Origin of the sequence: Methylobacterium longum (genome assembly GCF_022179385.1) — a bacterium.
Taxonomy (GTDB): domain Bacteria; phylum Pseudomonadota; class Alphaproteobacteria; order Rhizobiales; family Beijerinckiaceae; genus Methylobacterium; species Methylobacterium longum.
The window spans coordinates 252,863-268,350 of record NZ_BPQS01000003.1; the positions used below are offsets into that span (position 1 = coordinate 252,863).

Consider the following 15,488-nt stretch of genomic DNA (forward strand, 5'->3'; position numbering starts at 1 on the left):
AGCCATGAAGGATATCCTCGACAAGCTCGCGGACCGCCGGGCGCAGGCCCGGCTCGGCGGCGGTGAGAAGCGCGTCGAGGCGCAGCACAAGCGCGGCAAGCTCACGGCGCGGGAGCGCATCGAACTCCTCCTCGACCACGGGTCGTTCGAGGAATTCGACATGTTCGTGCAGCATCGCTCCACCGATTTCGGCATGGAGAAGCAGAAGATCCCCGGCGACGGCGTGGTCACCGGCTGGGGCACGATCAACGGCCGCACGGTGTTCCTGTTCTCCAAGGACTTCACGGTGTTCGGCGGCTCCCTCTCGGAGGCGCACGCCCAGAAGATCGTGAAGGTGCAGGACATGGCGCTGAAGATGCGCGCCCCGATCATCGGCATCTTCGATGCCGGCGGCGCGCGGATCCAGGAGGGGGTGGCCGCGCTCGGCGGCTACGGCGAGGTGTTCCGCCGCAACGTCATGGCCTCGGGCGTAATCCCGCAGATCTCGGTCATCATGGGACCGTGCGCGGGCGGCGACGTCTACTCCCCCGCCATGACCGACTTCATCTTCATGGTCCGCGACACGAGCTACATGTTCGTCACCGGGCCGGATGTGGTGAAGACGGTCACCAACGAGGTCGTGACCGCCGAGGAACTCGGCGGCGCCAAAGTCCACACCAGCAAGTCGTCGATCGCCGACGGCTCCTTCGAGAACGACGTGGAGGCGATCCTCCAGATCCGTCGCCTGCTCGACTTCCTGCCGGCCAACAACACCGACGGCGTTCCGGAACTGGAGAGCTTCGACGACGTCAACCGCCTCGACGCCTCCCTCGACACGCTGATCCCCGACAATCCGAACAAGCCCTACGACATGGGCGAACTGATCCGCCGCGTGGTCGACGAGGGCGACTTCTTCGAGATCCAGGCGGCTTACGCGCGCAACATCATCACGGGCTTCGGCCGGATCGAGGGGCGCACGGTCGGCTTCGTGGCCAACCAGCCGCTGGTTCTGGCCGGCGTGCTCGACTCGGATGCCTCGCGCAAGGCCGCGCGCTTCGTGCGCTACTGCGACGCCTTCGGCATCCCGATCGTGACCCTGGTGGACGTGCCGGGCTTCCTGCCGGGCACGGCGCAGGAATATGGCGGGCTGATCAAGCACGGCGCGAAGCTGCTGTTCGCGTACTCGCAGGCGACGGTGCCGCTGGTCACGATCATCACCCGCAAGGCCTTCGGCGGCGCCTACGACGTGATGGCGTCCAAGCACGTCGGCGCGGACGTGAACTACGCGTGGCCGACCGCCCAGATCGCCGTGATGGGTGCCAAGGGTGCGGTGGAGATCATCTTCCGCAGCGAACTCGGCGATCCCGACAAGATCGCGGCCCGCACCGGCGAGTACGAGGACCGGTTCCTGTCGCCGTTCGTGGCGGCCGAGCGCGGCTACATCGACGAGGTGATCATGCCGCACTCGACCCGCCGCCGGATCGCCCGGGCCCTGGGCATGCTCCGCACCAAGAAGATGGAGCAGCCCTGGAAGAAGCACGACAACATCCCGCTCTGAGGCGGGCGGCTGCCCGCCCGGCGGTCCGTCGCTGGCCTCAGCTCCGGTCGCTGTGCTCGATCACGGCGCACAGGGTCAGCGGTCCCTTGTCGGGCGACACCATCGCCGAGCAGGTTACCCGTGCGCCGCCCAGATCGACGTTGCTGTGGCGCAGCTTGGTGGCGACGGCCTGAGCCTTATGGGCGGCCTCCGTGATCACCGCGGCGTCGATGCCGGTCACCGCGTGGCCGGCCTGGCCGAACAGCGTGTAGTAGCTCTCCGGCGGGTTCGCGCCGCGGTACTGCGCGCCCACCGACGACAGGGCGGGCATCCCGCAGGCGAGGGTCAGGGTCATGTCGGGCCCTGCCGTGAAGCTGGCGTAGTCGCTTCGGCGTTCGGAGGCCTTGGCCTCCGTCTCGGCCGTGACCTTGTCGATCAGGGCGTCACAGGATTCCGCGCGGGCGGACCCGTGGCCGGCCGCGAGGGCTGAGACGATCAGGACGGGAAGGAGCGCGCGCATCCCGGCGAGGTAGCGCGGCGATGCCGGGCTGACGAGCGGCGCGGCGTTCCGGCGCGGGCACAGCGGACCGCACGCTGTCGCGACCGCGATGAGGGACGCAATTCACGGTCTCCTGAGCTTCGGCGACCCGGGGCCATCGCTGGAGCGGCCATCTCCGCGGCGAGCGATGGCGCCATCGCCAACCTAACATGCGACGACGAAGCCGCTGGCGGCTTCAATGACCGCTACGGCATTCCAAAGTTCCGCAGACGGATCTGGTCTTCCGAGCGGCCGTTGGTTACGGGACGGGACCGACGGGCTTCATCGGATTCCGGGTTCCGCTGCATGGCCCCGGGATGACGCGACGAAGGCTGGAGCGGCCACGCGAGGCCCGCACGAGGCGACCGCAAGCCTCAGGCGCGATGGCGCATTCAGGTGCCCGTCCCCGCCGTTTCGCTCGAGCCGAGCTCCAGCAGAACGATCTCCGGCGGCACGCCGAAGCGGACCGGGATCCGGCTCATGCCGAATCCGCCGGACACGATCATGTGCCGTCCATCCTGGACGACGTGACCGTAGGAGTAGTCGCGGCCGTGGACCTTGCGGATCGCCGGCGAACGGCCGAACAGTCGCACCTGTCCACCATGCGTGTGCCCGGACAGGGTCAGCGCCACGCGGTCGGGCAATTCACGGAAGATGTCGGGCTCGTGGGCCATCAGGATCACCGGCGCCGAATCGGTGACCGCCGCCAGCGTGCGCGGCACGTCGGCGAAGCTCACCCATTCCCACATCTTCTGGAACGGCTGCTGATCGGCCAAGCCCGCGATCCAGAAGGGCCGGCCGTCCTTGACCAAGCGCACGGCCTGATTCTCCAGAACCGGGATGCCGCGTGCCTCCAGGATGCGCTTCACGGCCGGCGTCCCGCGTCCGGAGAGCTGGACGCCCGCGTCGTCCCACCAATCGTGGTTGCCGAGGATCGCGTGGGTGCCGAGAGGCGCCTTCAGGCCCTCGACGATCCGGGCGAAGTCGGTGAGCGGCAGCTTGCGCCACGCGATCCGCCCAGCCGGGTAGTCGCCGAGCATGAGGATGAGATCGGGCTTTAGCGCGTTGGTGGCGTCGACGATCTCCGCCACCCGGTCAAAGGGCATGAACGGCTCGCACACGTGGAAATCCGCCAGCACCGCCACGCGCAGGGTGAGCGCCGGATCCCAGTTCGGCAGATCCGGCGCGTAGGGTGTCACGACCAGCCGGTGCAGCGGCTCGACGTCGAAGGCGTAGACGCCAGTCGCAGCCATCAGGCCGGCGCCGGCCCCCAGACCCGTCAGGAACTGCCGTCGACTCGGCAGGATGAGCATCGCGATGGTCCCGTGGCGTCTGGATTTGGCGGAGATCCGTCTGGGCGCGCAGTCCGGCGAAACCGGGGCGGACGCGCGATACGGTCCAGCCAGACACGGGCATGGTTCAGAAAGTCTTGAATTCGGCCGCACAGCATGGCTTGGCGCGGCAGGCGGTCTATAAGACGTGTCTGTTCGCGCGAGCTGATCCGGAACCCCATGTTGAACCGCCCCCTGCGCATTGGAACCCGCGGCTCCCCGATGGCGCTCGCGCAGACCGGGATGGTGCGTGACCAAATCGTGGCGGCCAATCCGGGGCTCGAGACCGAGCTCGTGGTCGTCACCACGGTGGCCGACAAGATCCTGGACCGCCCGCTCTCCGAGATCGGCGGCAAGGGCCTGTTCACCAAGGAGCTGGAGCAGGCGCTGTTCGCCGGCGAGGTCGACGTGGCCGTCCATTCCATGAAGGACGTGGAGACCTGGCTTCCCGAAGGCCTGACGATCGCCTGCATCCTCGAACGCGACGACCCGCGCGACGCCTTCCTGTCGCCGCACGCGGACGGTCTGGCGGGCCTGCCCGAAGGCGCACGCGTCGGCACGTCGTCCCTGCGCCGCGGCGCGCAGGTCCTGATGCGGAGGCCGGACCTCCGCGTGGTTCCGCTGCGCGGGAACGCCAACACACGGATGCGCAAGCTCGAAGCGGGTGAGTGCGATGCGACGCTCCTGGCGCTCGCCGGCCTCCAGCGCCTCGGCCTCGAGAGCATGGCGCGCAGCGTCCTGCCGGTGGAAGAGATGCTGCCGGCCGTCGCGCAAGGGGCGCTCGGGATCGAGTGCCGATCGGACGATGCCCCGATCCGCGACCTCCTCGCGCCCATCGCCTGCGCCCGTACCACCACGGCGATCTCGGCCGAGCGCGCGCTCCTGGCCGAACTCGATGGATCCTGCCGCACGCCGATCGCCGCCCTGGCGCGGATCGCGGGCGGGAAACTGTCGCTCGACGGCCTGTTGTTCCTGCCGGACGGCAGCCGGCACTGGGCCGTCTCCCGCGACGGATCGGTGGCGGACGCGGAGCGGATCGGCCGCGATGCCGGCGCCGCCTTGAAGGCGGCGGCCGGGGACACTTACGCCCGCCACCTCCAGTGAGGCTGAGCCGATGCCGCCGGTGACCCTGGTCGACGTGTTCACCCACCAGGGACGCGGCGGCAACCCGTGCCCGGTCGTCTCGCGGGCCGACGGCCTCGACGCGGAGTCCATGCGGGCGGTCGCGGCGCAGTACGGCCACGAATCCGGCTTCGCCCTGCCCGCCGGGGACGGCGCGCACGATCTGCGGTTCCGCTTCTTCGTACCCAATCACGAGATGGAGATGTGCGCCCACGCGGCGATCGGGACGCTCTGGGTGCTCGCCCGCGAGGGACGCCTGCCGGCCTCGCCGGTGCGGATCGCCACCGCCAGCGGGTCGGTGACCGGGTTCGTGGCGGCGCGCGGTAAGGGCCTGTGGTCGGTCTCGATCACGCAGCCGGCCGGTGGCCTCCGGTTACTCGATGCCGGGCAGGACGAGGCGGTCCTGGCCGCCCTCGGGATCGGGCCCGAGATGCTGGCCGAGCGGCCGATCCGCAACGCGGTCACGTCACGGGTGAAGACGCTGGTGCCGATGCGGGACGCCGCGGCGCTGAACGCCCTCACGCCGGACCCCAATGCCGTCGAGGCCGTCTGCACGGGTATCGGCTCGACCGGGTTCTACCCCTACGCCGTGCTGGACGAACCGGACCGTGCGTTCGAGGCGCGCCAGTTTCCCCGCGCCTCCGGGTATCCCGAAGATGCGGCCACCGGGATCGCGGCGGCGGCCCTGGCCTTCGGGTTGCTGGAGGACCGCCTCGTCACCGCGGAGGACCGGCCGATCCGCATCCTCCAGGGCCGGGCCATGGGCCGGCTTTCGGAGATCCGCGTCCGCCTCGGCTTCGCGGACGGCCACCCGATCGGCTGCCTGCTGGAGGGCGACGTGGCACTCGGCACGGTAGACGCGTAGAGCCACGCCCGCATCTCTGGGGCGGCATCCCGGCTCGACGGAGGCGTGCGGATCGCAGGCACGGCCCCGAAGGCGATCGTCAGCGACGGGGACATCCAGCACGATGAAGACGCAGAAGCAGAAAATGCTGGCCGGCGAACTCTACATCGCCGACGATCCGGAACTCGCAGCCGACAACGGTCGCATCTCGGCTTGGCTGGACCGCTACAACGCCACGAGCACGCGGACCCAGCCGGAGCGTCAGGCGCTCCTGGAGGAGGCCTTCGCCAGCGTCGGGGAGGGCTGCAACATCCGCCCGCCCTTCCACTGCGATTACGGCTACAACATCAGCCTCGGCCGCGGCGTGTTCCTGAACTTCAACTGCTGCATCCTCGACGTGGTCTCGGTCACGATCGGCGACCTGACGCAGATCGGCCCGGCCGTGCAGATCCTGACGCCCGATCACCCGCGCGATCCGGTCCAGCGCCGGCAGATGCTGGAATTCGGCCGCCCTGTGGTGATCGGCGCGAATGTCTGGATCGGCGGCGGTGCCATCATCCTGCCGGGTGTGACGATCGGGGACGACGCCATCATCGGCGCCGGCAGCGTGGTCACGCGCGACGTCCCGGCCGGCGCCACGGTCATGGGCAATCCGGCCCGGCCGAAACCGTGATCCCGGAGGCGCGCTGACGGCCGCCGGCGATGCGGCCGCCACTTGGCACGGAGCGAAAGCAACAGGTCGGCGGGTCATCGCTGCGCGGCATGCGCGAGGGATGAATGCCTTCGACGGTAGCGGAAGACCGCAGGCCTACCCATCAAAGCCGAGGCTGAGGCCGGGATCAGCGGACGGCCCCGGCGAGATCCAGCGGCCAGTTCGGCCACGACGTGGCGAGATCGCCCTGGTGGAGCGGCATCCGCGCCGTGTCCGGTAAGGCCTAAGTGAAATCGCCGTCGACGTCGAGGGCGGCTCCGGTGTAGCGGGACACGGGCCCGTCGACGGCCCGGCTGCGGCAACCGGCTGATCGGCGCGGCGTCGCGGGTGGTCGAGGTGGGCAGACCGGAGCGCCCTATCAATCCGGCTTGCGGTCACGGTCGCGCCGGATGCTCCGGCGAACCGACACCAGCTGCCAGAGGCCCAATCCGAACACGACTGCGAAGGCCAGACCGAGATCGAGGGCTGCGAACAGGCCATCGCTCATGCCGGGTCCTCACGACGGCGCCGACCGGCCGAACGCCTCCCGCTCCCGCATCCGCTCGATCAGGTCCAGCACGTGCACGACGCGGCCGCCCACGTCCCACCAGGGTCGCAGGGCGGAGCGCTCGCGCGCCACGCCGAGGGGCTGAGACGTCACCGCGGCGATCAGGAACGCCGCCGCCGGAAGCGCCGGCGCCGTGGGATCGGTTGAGTCGAAGCTTTTGCGGGTCGCACGAAGGATCAGGGCCAGCTTCCGCCCCGAGCCGACCCGCGCGCGTGCCGTGACGGAATCATGTCCCTGTGCGGCGACGATGTGCCCGATCTCGGCGTAGATCAGGCTCGCCGCGCGGATCGCAGGCCGGCAGGGGGGCGGGAGCGCCGCGATGCCGGCATCCGCCCGGGCATAGAGGCGATCCGCCTCGGCGAGGAGCCGCGCGACGATGCCGGCCAGGGCCGGGCTCGGCCGCGGATCGGCCAGGAAGGCGTCCGGATCGAGCCCCGCCTCGACCATCCAGTCGAGGGGCAGGTAGAGCCGCCCCATTCGCGCGTCCTCGCCCACGTCGCGGGCGATGTTGGTGAGCTGCATCGCGGCGCCGAGGTCGCAGGCTCGGGCGAGCGCGGTCGGCCCGCGAGCGCCCATGATCAGCGCCATCATCGCCCCCACGGAGCCGGCGACCCGCGCCGCGTAGGCGTGGAGGGCGTCGAGATCGGCGTAGCGCCGTCCCTCCGCGTCCCAGGCGAACCCCTCGATCACGGCACGCGGCAGCGCCTCGGGGATCGCGTAGGTGCCCACGACTTCCGCGAAGGCGCGGTCGGCGTGCGTATCGGCCGGCCGACCCGCGTAGGCGCGGCCGACCCGGTCGGCGAGGCGTGCCACCGCGTCGCGCCGGTCGGCGGGGTCCGCGGCCTCGTCGACGAGGTCGTCGGAGAGACGGCAGAAGGCGTAGAGGCCATAGGCAGCCTCGCGCACTTCGCCCGGGAGCAGCCGCCCGGCGGCGTAGAAGCTCTTGGAGCCGACGCGGATCGCGGCGCGGCAGGCGGTACGGTCGGCCGCAGCAGCGAATTCAGGCGGTAACGCGGGCATCGGGGACCACGCTGTCGAGGATGCGGGCAGAGGAGAGAACGCCGGGCAGGCCGGCGCCCGGATGGGTCCCGGCGCCGACCAGATAGAGGTTGCGCACGGCGCTCGACTGATTGTGCGGCCGGAACCACGCCGATTGCGTCAGCACCGGCTCCAGGCCGAATCCGGAACCGCGGTAGCTCTGGAAGTCATCCTGGAAATCCTGCGGCGTCGTCACCAGCGAGGTGACGATGGACGCGGACAGGCCCGGCATCACGCTGGCTTCCAGGATCCGGGCGATCCGCTGCCGGTACGGCTCCGCCAGCGCCCGCCAGTCCTGGCCGCCCGCGAGATTCGGCACCGGCGCCAGCACGTAGAACGCGTCGCATCCCGGCGGTGCGAGGCTCGGATCGGTGGCCGTGGGACGGTGCAGGTAGAGGCTCGCATCCTCGGCGAGCACCTTCCGGTCGAAGATGTCGGCGAGCAAGCCGCGGTAGCGCGGTCCGAGCATGATCGTGTGGTGATCCACCTCGGAATAGCGGCGCTTGGTGCCGAAATACCAGACGAACAGGCCCATCGAGGAGCGGGTACGGCGGAGGCGGCCGGGACTCCAGCGCTGGGTTTCCGGCAGGAGCCGGGCGTGCGTCACCGCCGAATCCGCGTTCGAGACCACGAGATCGGCCGCGACGGTCTCGCCGCTGGCCAGCTCGACGCCGGTGGCGGCGCCATGTTCGACGCGGATGCGGGCCACATCGACGCCCAGGCGGACCCGCCCGTTCTGGCGACGGATCAGCCGCACCAGCCCATCGACCAGCTGCCCGGTGCCGCCCAGGGCGAAATGCACGCCCCAGCGCCGTTCCAGATCGGCAATGAGGCAGTAGATGGCGCTCGCGCGGAACGGGTTTCCGCCGATCAGCAGCGGGTGGAAGCTGAACACCGTCCGCAGCCGCTCGTCGCGGATGAAGCGGGCCACCACGTAGTAGACCGAGCGGTGCCCGGACAGGCGCAGCAGGTCGGGGGCGATCTTCAGCATCGACGTGACGCTGCCGAACGGCACGTGGCCGAGCTGCTCGAAGCCGATGCGGCAGACCGCCCGGCTATGGGCCATGAAGCGCTCGTAGCCCACCACGTCGTCGGGCGCGAAGCGGGCGACCTCGGCGCGCATCCGGTCCGGGTCGCCGCTATAGGCGAAGGACGCGCCGTCGGCGAAGCGGATCCGGTAGAAGGGATCCATCGGCACCAGCGTCACGTCGTCGGAAAGGCGTCGACCGGCGAGCGTCCAGAGCTCCTCGAACAGCTGCGGGGCCGTGACGATCGTGGGTCCCGCGTCGAACGTGAAGCCGTCCTGCCGGTGAACCCGGGCGCGCCCGCCCGGCTGTTCGAGCCGCTCCAGCACCGTCACGCGGTAACCGCGGGCGCCGAGGCGAACTGAGGCGGCAAGACCACCGAAGCCGGCCCCGATAACCACCGCGTGCGGTCGCGGGTCGGTCGTCTGCGCCTGCCGGTGGTCAACCGCTAGTGTCAACATGAGTTGACACTAGCGCGACGGTTTCGTGCCGCGCAAGATCGAAAAGTGCGGCCGTCCGGATCCGGATGATCCGTGGCGTCGCTCGGACGCGATCGGACCCGCGTGACGGCCCCGTTGCGCGATTGCCATGCGCCTCAGAAAACGCGTGTTTGCGCGGCGATATCCGGCCCGGAGGAGGCTATAGGCCTTCGCGAGTTGCGCATTAATTGGGGATCAGGAAGCGAGATGGACGGTGGCGGCAAGACCATCTTCGTGGCGGGCCACCGGGGGATGGTGGGCTCCGCGATTGTGCGTCGCCTGCGCGAACTCGGGCACGGGCGGATCTTGACCGCCGATCGCGGCGCGCTGGACCTCCTCGACCAGGCGGCGGTCCTCCGGTTCTTCGGCGAACACCGGATCGATCAGGTGTATCTGGCCGCCGCCAAGGTTGGCGGGATTCATGCCAACAACACCTATCCGGCCGAGTTCATCCACGAGAACCTGCTGATCCAGTCGAACCTCATCCACGCCGCGCACGTGGCCGATGTGGACCGGCTGCTGTTCCTCGGCTCCTCCTGCATCTACCCGAAGCATGCCGAACAGCCGATGCGCGAGGATGCGCTGCTCACGGGCGTGCTGGAGCCGACCAACGAGCCCTACGCCATCGCCAAGATCGCCGGCATCAAGATGTGCGAGAGCTACAACCGGCAGTACGGGCGCCGCTACCGCAGCGTCATGCCGACCAACCTCTACGGGCCGAACGACAACTTCCACCCCGAGAACGCCCACGTCCTCCCGGCGCTGATGCGGCGCCTGCACGAGGCGAAGGCCGCCAGCAGCCCGGCCGTCACCGTCTGGGGGACCGGCCGCGCCATGCGGGAATTCCTGCACGTGGACGACATGGCCCGCGCGAGCGTCTTCGTGATGGAGATGGACGACGCGGTCTACGCCCAGAACACCCGGCCGGACCTGTCGCACATCAACGTCGGGACCGGCGAGGATTGCACCATCCGGCAACTCGCCGAATCGCTGGCGCGGGTGATCGGGTACGAGGGTGCGCTGGAGTTCGACTCCAGCAAGCCGGACGGCACGCCGCGCAAGCTGATGGATGTGTCCCGCCTGCGGACCATGGGCTGGCGGCCGGAGATCGACCTGGAAGACGGCCTCCACCAGACCTACCGCTGGTTCCTGGAGAACAACGCGACGCTCCGGCGCTGACCGGCGCGGCCGCGGGACGGTCCGGGCATCCGACGCCCCGACCGCGATCGATCATCCGCACCGAGAGGATCCGCATCATGGCCCAGGGGCCGGCTGACGAGAGCGAGCACGCGCGGCGGCAGAAGTTCCTGAAGAACTTCCGGAGCTTCGACGCCAACATCCGTTTCCCCGCGCCCTACGTGCAGTTCGCCGGGAAGCCCCAGGCGAGCATGGCGGAAACCGGCTGGCGCTACGACGCACTCGGCTACCGCAACGACGTGCACGTGCAGCCGCGGTCCGCCGGGGAGTCGCTGCGGATCTTCGTGGTCGGGGACAGCACGCTGGTCGACGGCCAGACTTTTGCCGACACGGTCCCCGGCCGCCTCGAATCGGGGCTCAAGCAGGTCCACGGTCCCGGGTCGCGCGTCCACAATTTCGGCGTGACCTCGGCCTGCCTGAACCAGATGATCGCGCTGGTCACGACGCGGCTGATGGATCTGGAGCCGGACGCGATCCTGATCGTCGGCGGATCCACCGACATCTTCCAGCCCTGGAGCTTCGATCCGCGCGCGGGCTATCCCTACAATCACTTCGCCACCGAGTGCCTCTACGACTTCGTCTTCGACCCCCGAAAGGAGGGCGGGGACGCACCCGAGTTGTCCTACGAGCGGCTGCAGGAGATGATCTTCGGCCGCCTCGAAAATCTGCGGGCGCTGACTCACTGGCAGTCGGACATCTGGGAATGGGAGGTCGTTCGGCAGTTCGAGCTGGGGCTGAAGCGCCTGGCGCGCCTCGCACCGGGGATCGGAGCGCCGATCCGCTTCGTCCTCCAGCCGAGCGTGGTCCGCAAGGTCGAGCGGGCGGGCGACGAGGCGGGAGCCGCCTCGGGCGAGTTCCTGGCCTATCTCGACCGGCAATACGGGCGCTTTGAGGGTGTCCTCGACCGGCTCGGCTCCGAGTTCGCGGCAGATGCCCCCTTCGCGGTCCGCGATCTCAGCCGGCTCTTCGCGGAGGACGCGCATCCGCTGTTCACCGACATCGTGCATCTCAACGGGGAAGGCCGGCAGCGGATGGCCGACCGGCTCCAGCAGGAGGTGGCCGACATCCTCGGCACGTCGGTCGGACCGGCCGCCTAGGGCCGTGAACGGGCCGATCGTCTTCATCGGGGATTCGATCACCGAGCTCTGGGGCTTCCACCGGGCGGCGACCTTCGAGGCCTACGACCTGATTCCCCGGGGCGGTTCCGGCGAGACGGCGCGCTGGATCACCATGCGGTTCCGCCGCGACCTCGAGGAGACCGGCGCCACGGGCGTGCATCTCCTCTGCGGCATCAACGATATCGGCCGCAATGAGGGGGCGTTCGTCCCCGCCGAGGAGATATGCCGGATCCTCGCCGGCATGCTCGATGAGGCGCGGGCCCTCGGCGTTGCCGCCTGGATCGGCGCGATCATGCCGGCGGCGCGCATCCCCTGGAATTCGGAGGTGCGGGACGCGCCGGCGATGATCGCCGCCGTGAACGCGTGGCTGCGCGACCACGCGCACGCGCACGGCGCGGTCTTCATCGACTACCACGCGGTGCTGGCGACCGGGGACGGAGCGTTGCGGGAGGAATACGGTACCGACGGGCTGCATCTCAGTCCCGCCGGCTACGCTGCCATCGAGCCGTTGATGCTCTCGGCCCTGGGACGGATCCCGCCGATGGCGGCACCGGTGCCGAAGCCGTCCACAGGCCGCCGCGCCGGCATCGCCATCGCGGCCGTTCTGGCGGCCCTGGCGGCGCTGATCCTCGGTACCCGCTGAAAGTCCAAGCGCGTGCGGTCGGCGGTGCTAGGGCGGGTCGCGGAGCGCGTCGCGTCCAACTGCGCCGCCGCGTCCCCGATCCGCCGGTCAGCCCCGGCCGGTCTGCCGCCCGGGCCTCTGATCGACCTTCGACCCGGGCCGCTCGACCTTGCGCTGGTGCTTGCCGGCGCGCGGGCTCGCGAAGCCCTTGGGGCCGCCGGGGCGGCCCTTGCGCTCGGCCGGTGCCACGTCGCCGGTGAGCGCCTCGATCTGGATCTCCGGCGAGCCGTTGCGCGCGAAGGCGTCGGCGAAGCGCGCCGCCGCGTTGCCCCGGACCTCGAACTTGGTCTCACTGTCGAAGATCCGGATTGCACCGATCTCCTGGCGGTCGACGCCGCCCCGGCGTGTCAGCATCGGTAGCAGGCGGCGCGGATCGGCGTTGTCGCGCCGACCGAGATTGAGCCGGAACCACACGGCGGGACCCATGGCGGCGATCCGCTCCGGATCCATCGGATCGTAGGGCGGCCGCTCGCCCCGGGGGGCGCGCCCCTCGCCGGGATCGCTAACCTCCTCGGGGGCCGGGAGGCGGGTGCGATAGACGCGGGCCAGGAGCGCGGCGAGTTCTTCCGGACTCTTGCCGGCCAGCAGCGTCTCGGCCAGCGCGACATCCTCCTCGGCCGGAGGCTCGGCGAAGAGCGGGTCGGAGAGCATGCGCTCGCCGTCGAGGCGACGGATTTCGTCGGCCGAGGGCGGGCCCGACCACTCGGGGCTGATCTTGGCGAGGGCGAACATCTGCTCGGCGCGCCGGCGACGGGAGTTCGGGATCAGGAGCACCGAGGTGCCCTTGCGGCCGGCACGGCCGGTGCGCCCGCTGCGGTGCTGCATCACCTCGGCGTCGTGCGGAAGGTCGGCGTGGATCACGAGGCTCAGGGACGGCAGGTCGATGCCGCGGGCGGCCACGTCGGTGGCGACGCAGACCCTGGCGCGGCCGTCGCGCAGGGCCTGGAGCGCGGCATTGCGGTCGCCCTGACCGAGTTCGCCCGACAGCGCGACCACGGAGAAGCCCCGCTCGGTCAGGCTCGCCTGGAGATGGCGGACGGCGTTGCGGGTGTTGCAGAAGACCATGGCGGTCTTGGCATCCGCCTCGCGCAGCAGGTTGAGCACCACGTGCTCGGTCTCCCGCGGCATGATCCGCACCGCCCGGTAGGCGATGTCGGCGTGCCCCCGAGTCTCACCCTTGATGGCGAGGCGGAGGGCACCGTGCTGATACCGTTCGGCCAGCGCCTCGATGCCCTTCGGCAGCGTGGCGGAGAACAGGTAGGTCGCCCGCTCCGGGGGCGTGGCCGAGAGGATGAACTCGATATCCTCGCGGAAGCCGAGATCGAGCATCTCGTCGGCCTCGTCGAGGACAACCGCCCGCAGCGCCGTCGGGTCGAGGTTGCGGCGCTCGAGGTGGTCGCGCAAGCGACCGGGCGTGCCCACGACGATGTGGGTGCCCTCGGCCAGCATCCGGCTCTCCCGCCGTGGATCCATGCCGCCGACGCAGGCCGCGACGCGGCCGCCGGCGGCGCCGTAGAGCCAGGACAGCTCGCGCTGGACCTGGAGCGCGAGTTCCCGCGTCGGGGCGATCACCAGGGCGAGCGGGGCGGCCGGCGGCGCCAGCATCTCCGCCTCGCCGATCAGGATGCTCGCCATGGCGAGACCGTACGCGACGGTCTTGCCGGAGCCGGTCTGAGCGGAGACGAGAAGGTCGCGGGAGCCGGCGGCCGCCTCGAGCACCGCGGCCTGAACCGGGGTGGGGTCCGCGTAACCGCGGTCGGCTAGAGCCCGCGCGAGGGGGGCGGGCAGGGTCGGGAAAGGCAAGTTCTGAGGACTCTCAACAGCCGCGCCGCGCCCGGCAGCGCGCCATCGCGCGGCGGGGGAATCAGACGCCGGACTTTATTCGGGTGTCGTAAGGGTAACGCGTTGCGAGCCGGCTGACCACTCCCGCCGCAGCATGGGGCGGTTGCACCCGCTCGATCCACAGTGTGGGGACCCCGTCGTCGACGGATTCGCGGTCGTATGACGGGCTGTAGACCCGACTGATCATGGCAGTGCACTGAAGGCGGCCCGAGCCAGCGCGCCCGCGTGAGCGGGGTGCAGCCGGAATGCTTCCCTGTGCGCGCAGGGACAGGGGAGCCGACTCCGTCGCGGCGGCCTGCTAAGGCACGGTCCAGGATCGCCCCTTCCCGGCCGCGCCGCGACCCGACTGGAGTACAGCCTCGTCATGATCGCAGCCCTTCGGGTGGGGACAGCCTGGGCGACGGTCCTCGCCTTCGCGTGGTTCGGCAAGGCGTGGCTCGGCGACCTGTCGCAGCCGCTCTTTGCCGGCGTCCTGTTCGCAGGGCTGCTCGCCGTCATCGTCTGGGCGGCTTTCGGAGTGGTGCACGAAGCGGAGGAGTTGGCGCACCTTCTCGGCGAGCCGTTGGGCACCCTCGTGCTGACGCTCTCCATCGTCATCATCGAGGTGGCGCTGATCTCCGCCGTGATGCTCTCGGCCAAGGACGCGCCCACGCTGGGACGCGACACGATGTTCGCGGTCCTGATGATCGTGCTGAACGGCGTGGTGGGTCTCGGCCTCCTCGTCGGCGGCCTGCGCCACCACCAGCAGCGCTACAACCTCCAGGGGGCCTCGGCCTTCCTCTCGGTGATCATCCCGCTGACCACCATCGCGCTGATCATCCCGAACTTCACCAGTTCCACGAGCGACGGCACGCTGACGACGGTCCAGGCGGTGACGTTCTCGGTGTTCACGATCGCCCTCTACGGCGCGTTCCTGCTGATCCAAACGGGCCGTCACAGCGAGTTCTTCCTCGACGCCGAAGCCCGGGAGACGTCCGAACCCGAGAGCGCCTCCGGAGCGGTGTCGCGCGGCAGCGTCGCCAAACATGTTGGCTTGCTGCTCGCCAACGTCCTGCCGATCGTCATCCTGGCCAAGAGCCTCGCGGTGATCCTCGATCACGGGATCGCGGCCCTGGGTGCCCCATCGGCGCTGGGCGGCGTCCTGATCGCCGCCATCGTGTTCACCCCCGAGGGCATCTCGGCGCTCAAGGCGGTGGCCCGCAACGAGCTTCAGCGGGCGATCAACCTGTGCCTCGGCGCGGCGACCTCGACGGTCGGTCTCACCGTGCCGGCGATCCTGGCCATCGGCCTGCTCACCGGTCAGACGGTGGTGCTGGGGCTGAAACCGACCGAGATGACGCTGCTCGCCGTGACACTCATCCTCAGCGCCCAGACCTTCTCGGGCACGCGCACCACGGTCCTGGAGGGCGCGGTGCACCTCGTGCTGTTCTTCGTCTACCTTGTCCTGATCTTCAGCCCCTGACGGGAGGGTCGTCGGACGGCTTCGGCTGCCGCGGC

General features: G+C 70.1%; 14 protein-coding genes. 8 read left to right on the forward strand and 6 right to left on the reverse strand.

Annotated features, from left to right (window positions below; translation table 11 throughout):
• Window positions 1-4 precede the first annotated feature (4 nt).
• Window positions 5-1,537, forward strand: coding sequence for an acyl-CoA carboxylase subunit beta (locus tag MFF58_RS04605; RefSeq protein WP_238285649.1), 1,533 nt, complete (start codon window positions 5-7; stop codon window positions 1,535-1,537).
• A 37-nt stretch (window positions 1,538-1,574) separates the two neighbouring features.
• Here MFF58_RS04605 and MFF58_RS04610 read toward each other — a convergent pair whose 3' ends face one another.
• Together MFF58_RS04610 and MFF58_RS04615 are read right to left on the reverse strand one after the other, a co-directional pair.
• Window positions 1,575-2,036, reverse strand: a complete 462-nt coding sequence (locus MFF58_RS04610; RefSeq protein ID WP_238285650.1) for an ABC transporter ATPase — start codon at window positions 2,034-2,036, stop codon at window positions 1,575-1,577.
• 410 nt (window positions 2,037-2,446) lie between these two features.
• Window positions 2,447-3,367, reverse strand: coding sequence for a metallophosphoesterase (locus MFF58_RS04615; protein ID WP_238285651.1), 921 nt, complete (start codon window positions 3,365-3,367; stop codon window positions 2,447-2,449).
• A 198-nt stretch (window positions 3,368-3,565) separates the two neighbouring features.
• On the opposite strand from MFF58_RS04615, the gene hemC reads away from it, so the two are divergent.
• The 3 genes from hemC to MFF58_RS04630 all read left to right on the forward strand — a co-directional run bounded on the left by hemC (window position 3,566) and on the right by MFF58_RS04630 (window position 6,024).
• Window positions 3,566-4,489 carry a hydroxymethylbilane synthase gene (gene hemC, locus MFF58_RS04620; RefSeq protein WP_238285652.1) on the forward strand — a complete coding sequence of 308 codons (924 nt, stop codon included), beginning with the start codon at window positions 3,566-3,568 and terminating at the stop codon, window positions 4,487-4,489.
• 10 nt (window positions 4,490-4,499) lie between these two features.
• Complete coding sequence (locus MFF58_RS04625; protein WP_238285654.1) at window positions 4,500-5,372, forward strand: PhzF family phenazine biosynthesis protein; 873 nt, start codon at window positions 4,500-4,502, stop codon at window positions 5,370-5,372.
• A 103-nt stretch (window positions 5,373-5,475) separates the two neighbouring features.
• The gene (locus MFF58_RS04630; protein WP_238285656.1) at window positions 5,476-6,024 is read left to right on the forward strand and encodes a sugar O-acetyltransferase; all 549 of its coding nucleotides are present in this window, start codon (window positions 5,476-5,478) and stop codon (window positions 6,022-6,024) included.
• Window positions 6,025-6,421: 397 nt separating this feature from the next.
• Here the strand turns inward: MFF58_RS04630 and MFF58_RS32200 are convergent, their stop codons facing one another.
• From MFF58_RS32200 to MFF58_RS04640, 3 genes are read right to left on the reverse strand one after another with little or no spacing between them, the layout of a single operon-like run.
• The gene (locus tag MFF58_RS32200) at window positions 6,422-6,550 is read right to left on the reverse strand and encodes a hypothetical protein (RefSeq protein WP_279603211.1); all 129 of its coding nucleotides are present in this window, start codon (window positions 6,548-6,550) and stop codon (window positions 6,422-6,424) included.
• 9 nt (window positions 6,551-6,559) lie between these two features.
• Window positions 6,560-7,630, reverse strand: a complete 1,071-nt coding sequence (locus MFF58_RS04635) for a phytoene/squalene synthase family protein (protein ID WP_238285657.1) — start codon at window positions 7,628-7,630, stop codon at window positions 6,560-6,562.
• Window positions 7,611-9,134: a phytoene desaturase gene (locus MFF58_RS04640; RefSeq protein WP_238285658.1), complete on the reverse strand. Its 1,524-nt coding sequence runs from the start codon at window positions 9,132-9,134 to the stop codon at window positions 7,611-7,613. The genes MFF58_RS04635 and MFF58_RS04640 overlap by 20 nt, the downstream gene beginning before the upstream one ends.
• 225 nt (window positions 9,135-9,359) lie before the next feature.
• Here MFF58_RS04640 and fcl point away from each other — a divergent pair, with 225 nt between their 5' ends.
• From fcl to MFF58_RS04655, 3 genes are all read left to right on the forward strand, one after another.
• On the forward strand, window positions 9,360-10,331 hold the full coding sequence (gene fcl, locus MFF58_RS04645) for a GDP-L-fucose synthase (protein WP_238285659.1): 972 nt from the start codon (window positions 9,360-9,362) through the stop codon (window positions 10,329-10,331).
• Between the two features lie 77 nt (window positions 10,332-10,408).
• The gene (locus MFF58_RS04650) at window positions 10,409-11,446 is read left to right on the forward strand and encodes an SGNH/GDSL hydrolase family protein (protein WP_238285660.1); all 1,038 of its coding nucleotides are present in this window, start codon (window positions 10,409-10,411) and stop codon (window positions 11,444-11,446) included.
• A gap of 4 nt (window positions 11,447-11,450) precedes the next feature.
• Entirely contained in the window at window positions 11,451-12,110 is a 660-nt protein-coding gene (locus MFF58_RS04655) for a GDSL-type esterase/lipase family protein (protein ID WP_238285661.1), read from the forward strand.
• Window positions 12,111-12,197: 87 nt separating this feature from the next.
• On the opposite strand, the gene MFF58_RS04660 is transcribed toward MFF58_RS04655, so the two are convergent.
• Entirely contained in the window at window positions 12,198-13,952 is a 1,755-nt protein-coding gene (locus tag MFF58_RS04660; RefSeq protein WP_238285662.1) for a DEAD/DEAH box helicase, read from the reverse strand.
• A 403-nt stretch (window positions 13,953-14,355) separates the two neighbouring features.
• Here MFF58_RS04660 and MFF58_RS04665 point away from each other — a divergent pair, with 403 nt between their 5' ends.
• On the forward strand, window positions 14,356-15,453 hold the full coding sequence (locus MFF58_RS04665) for a calcium:cation antiporter (RefSeq protein ID WP_238285663.1): 1,098 nt from the start codon (window positions 14,356-14,358) through the stop codon (window positions 15,451-15,453).
• The last annotated feature ends 35 nt before the right edge of the window (window positions 15,454-15,488 follow it).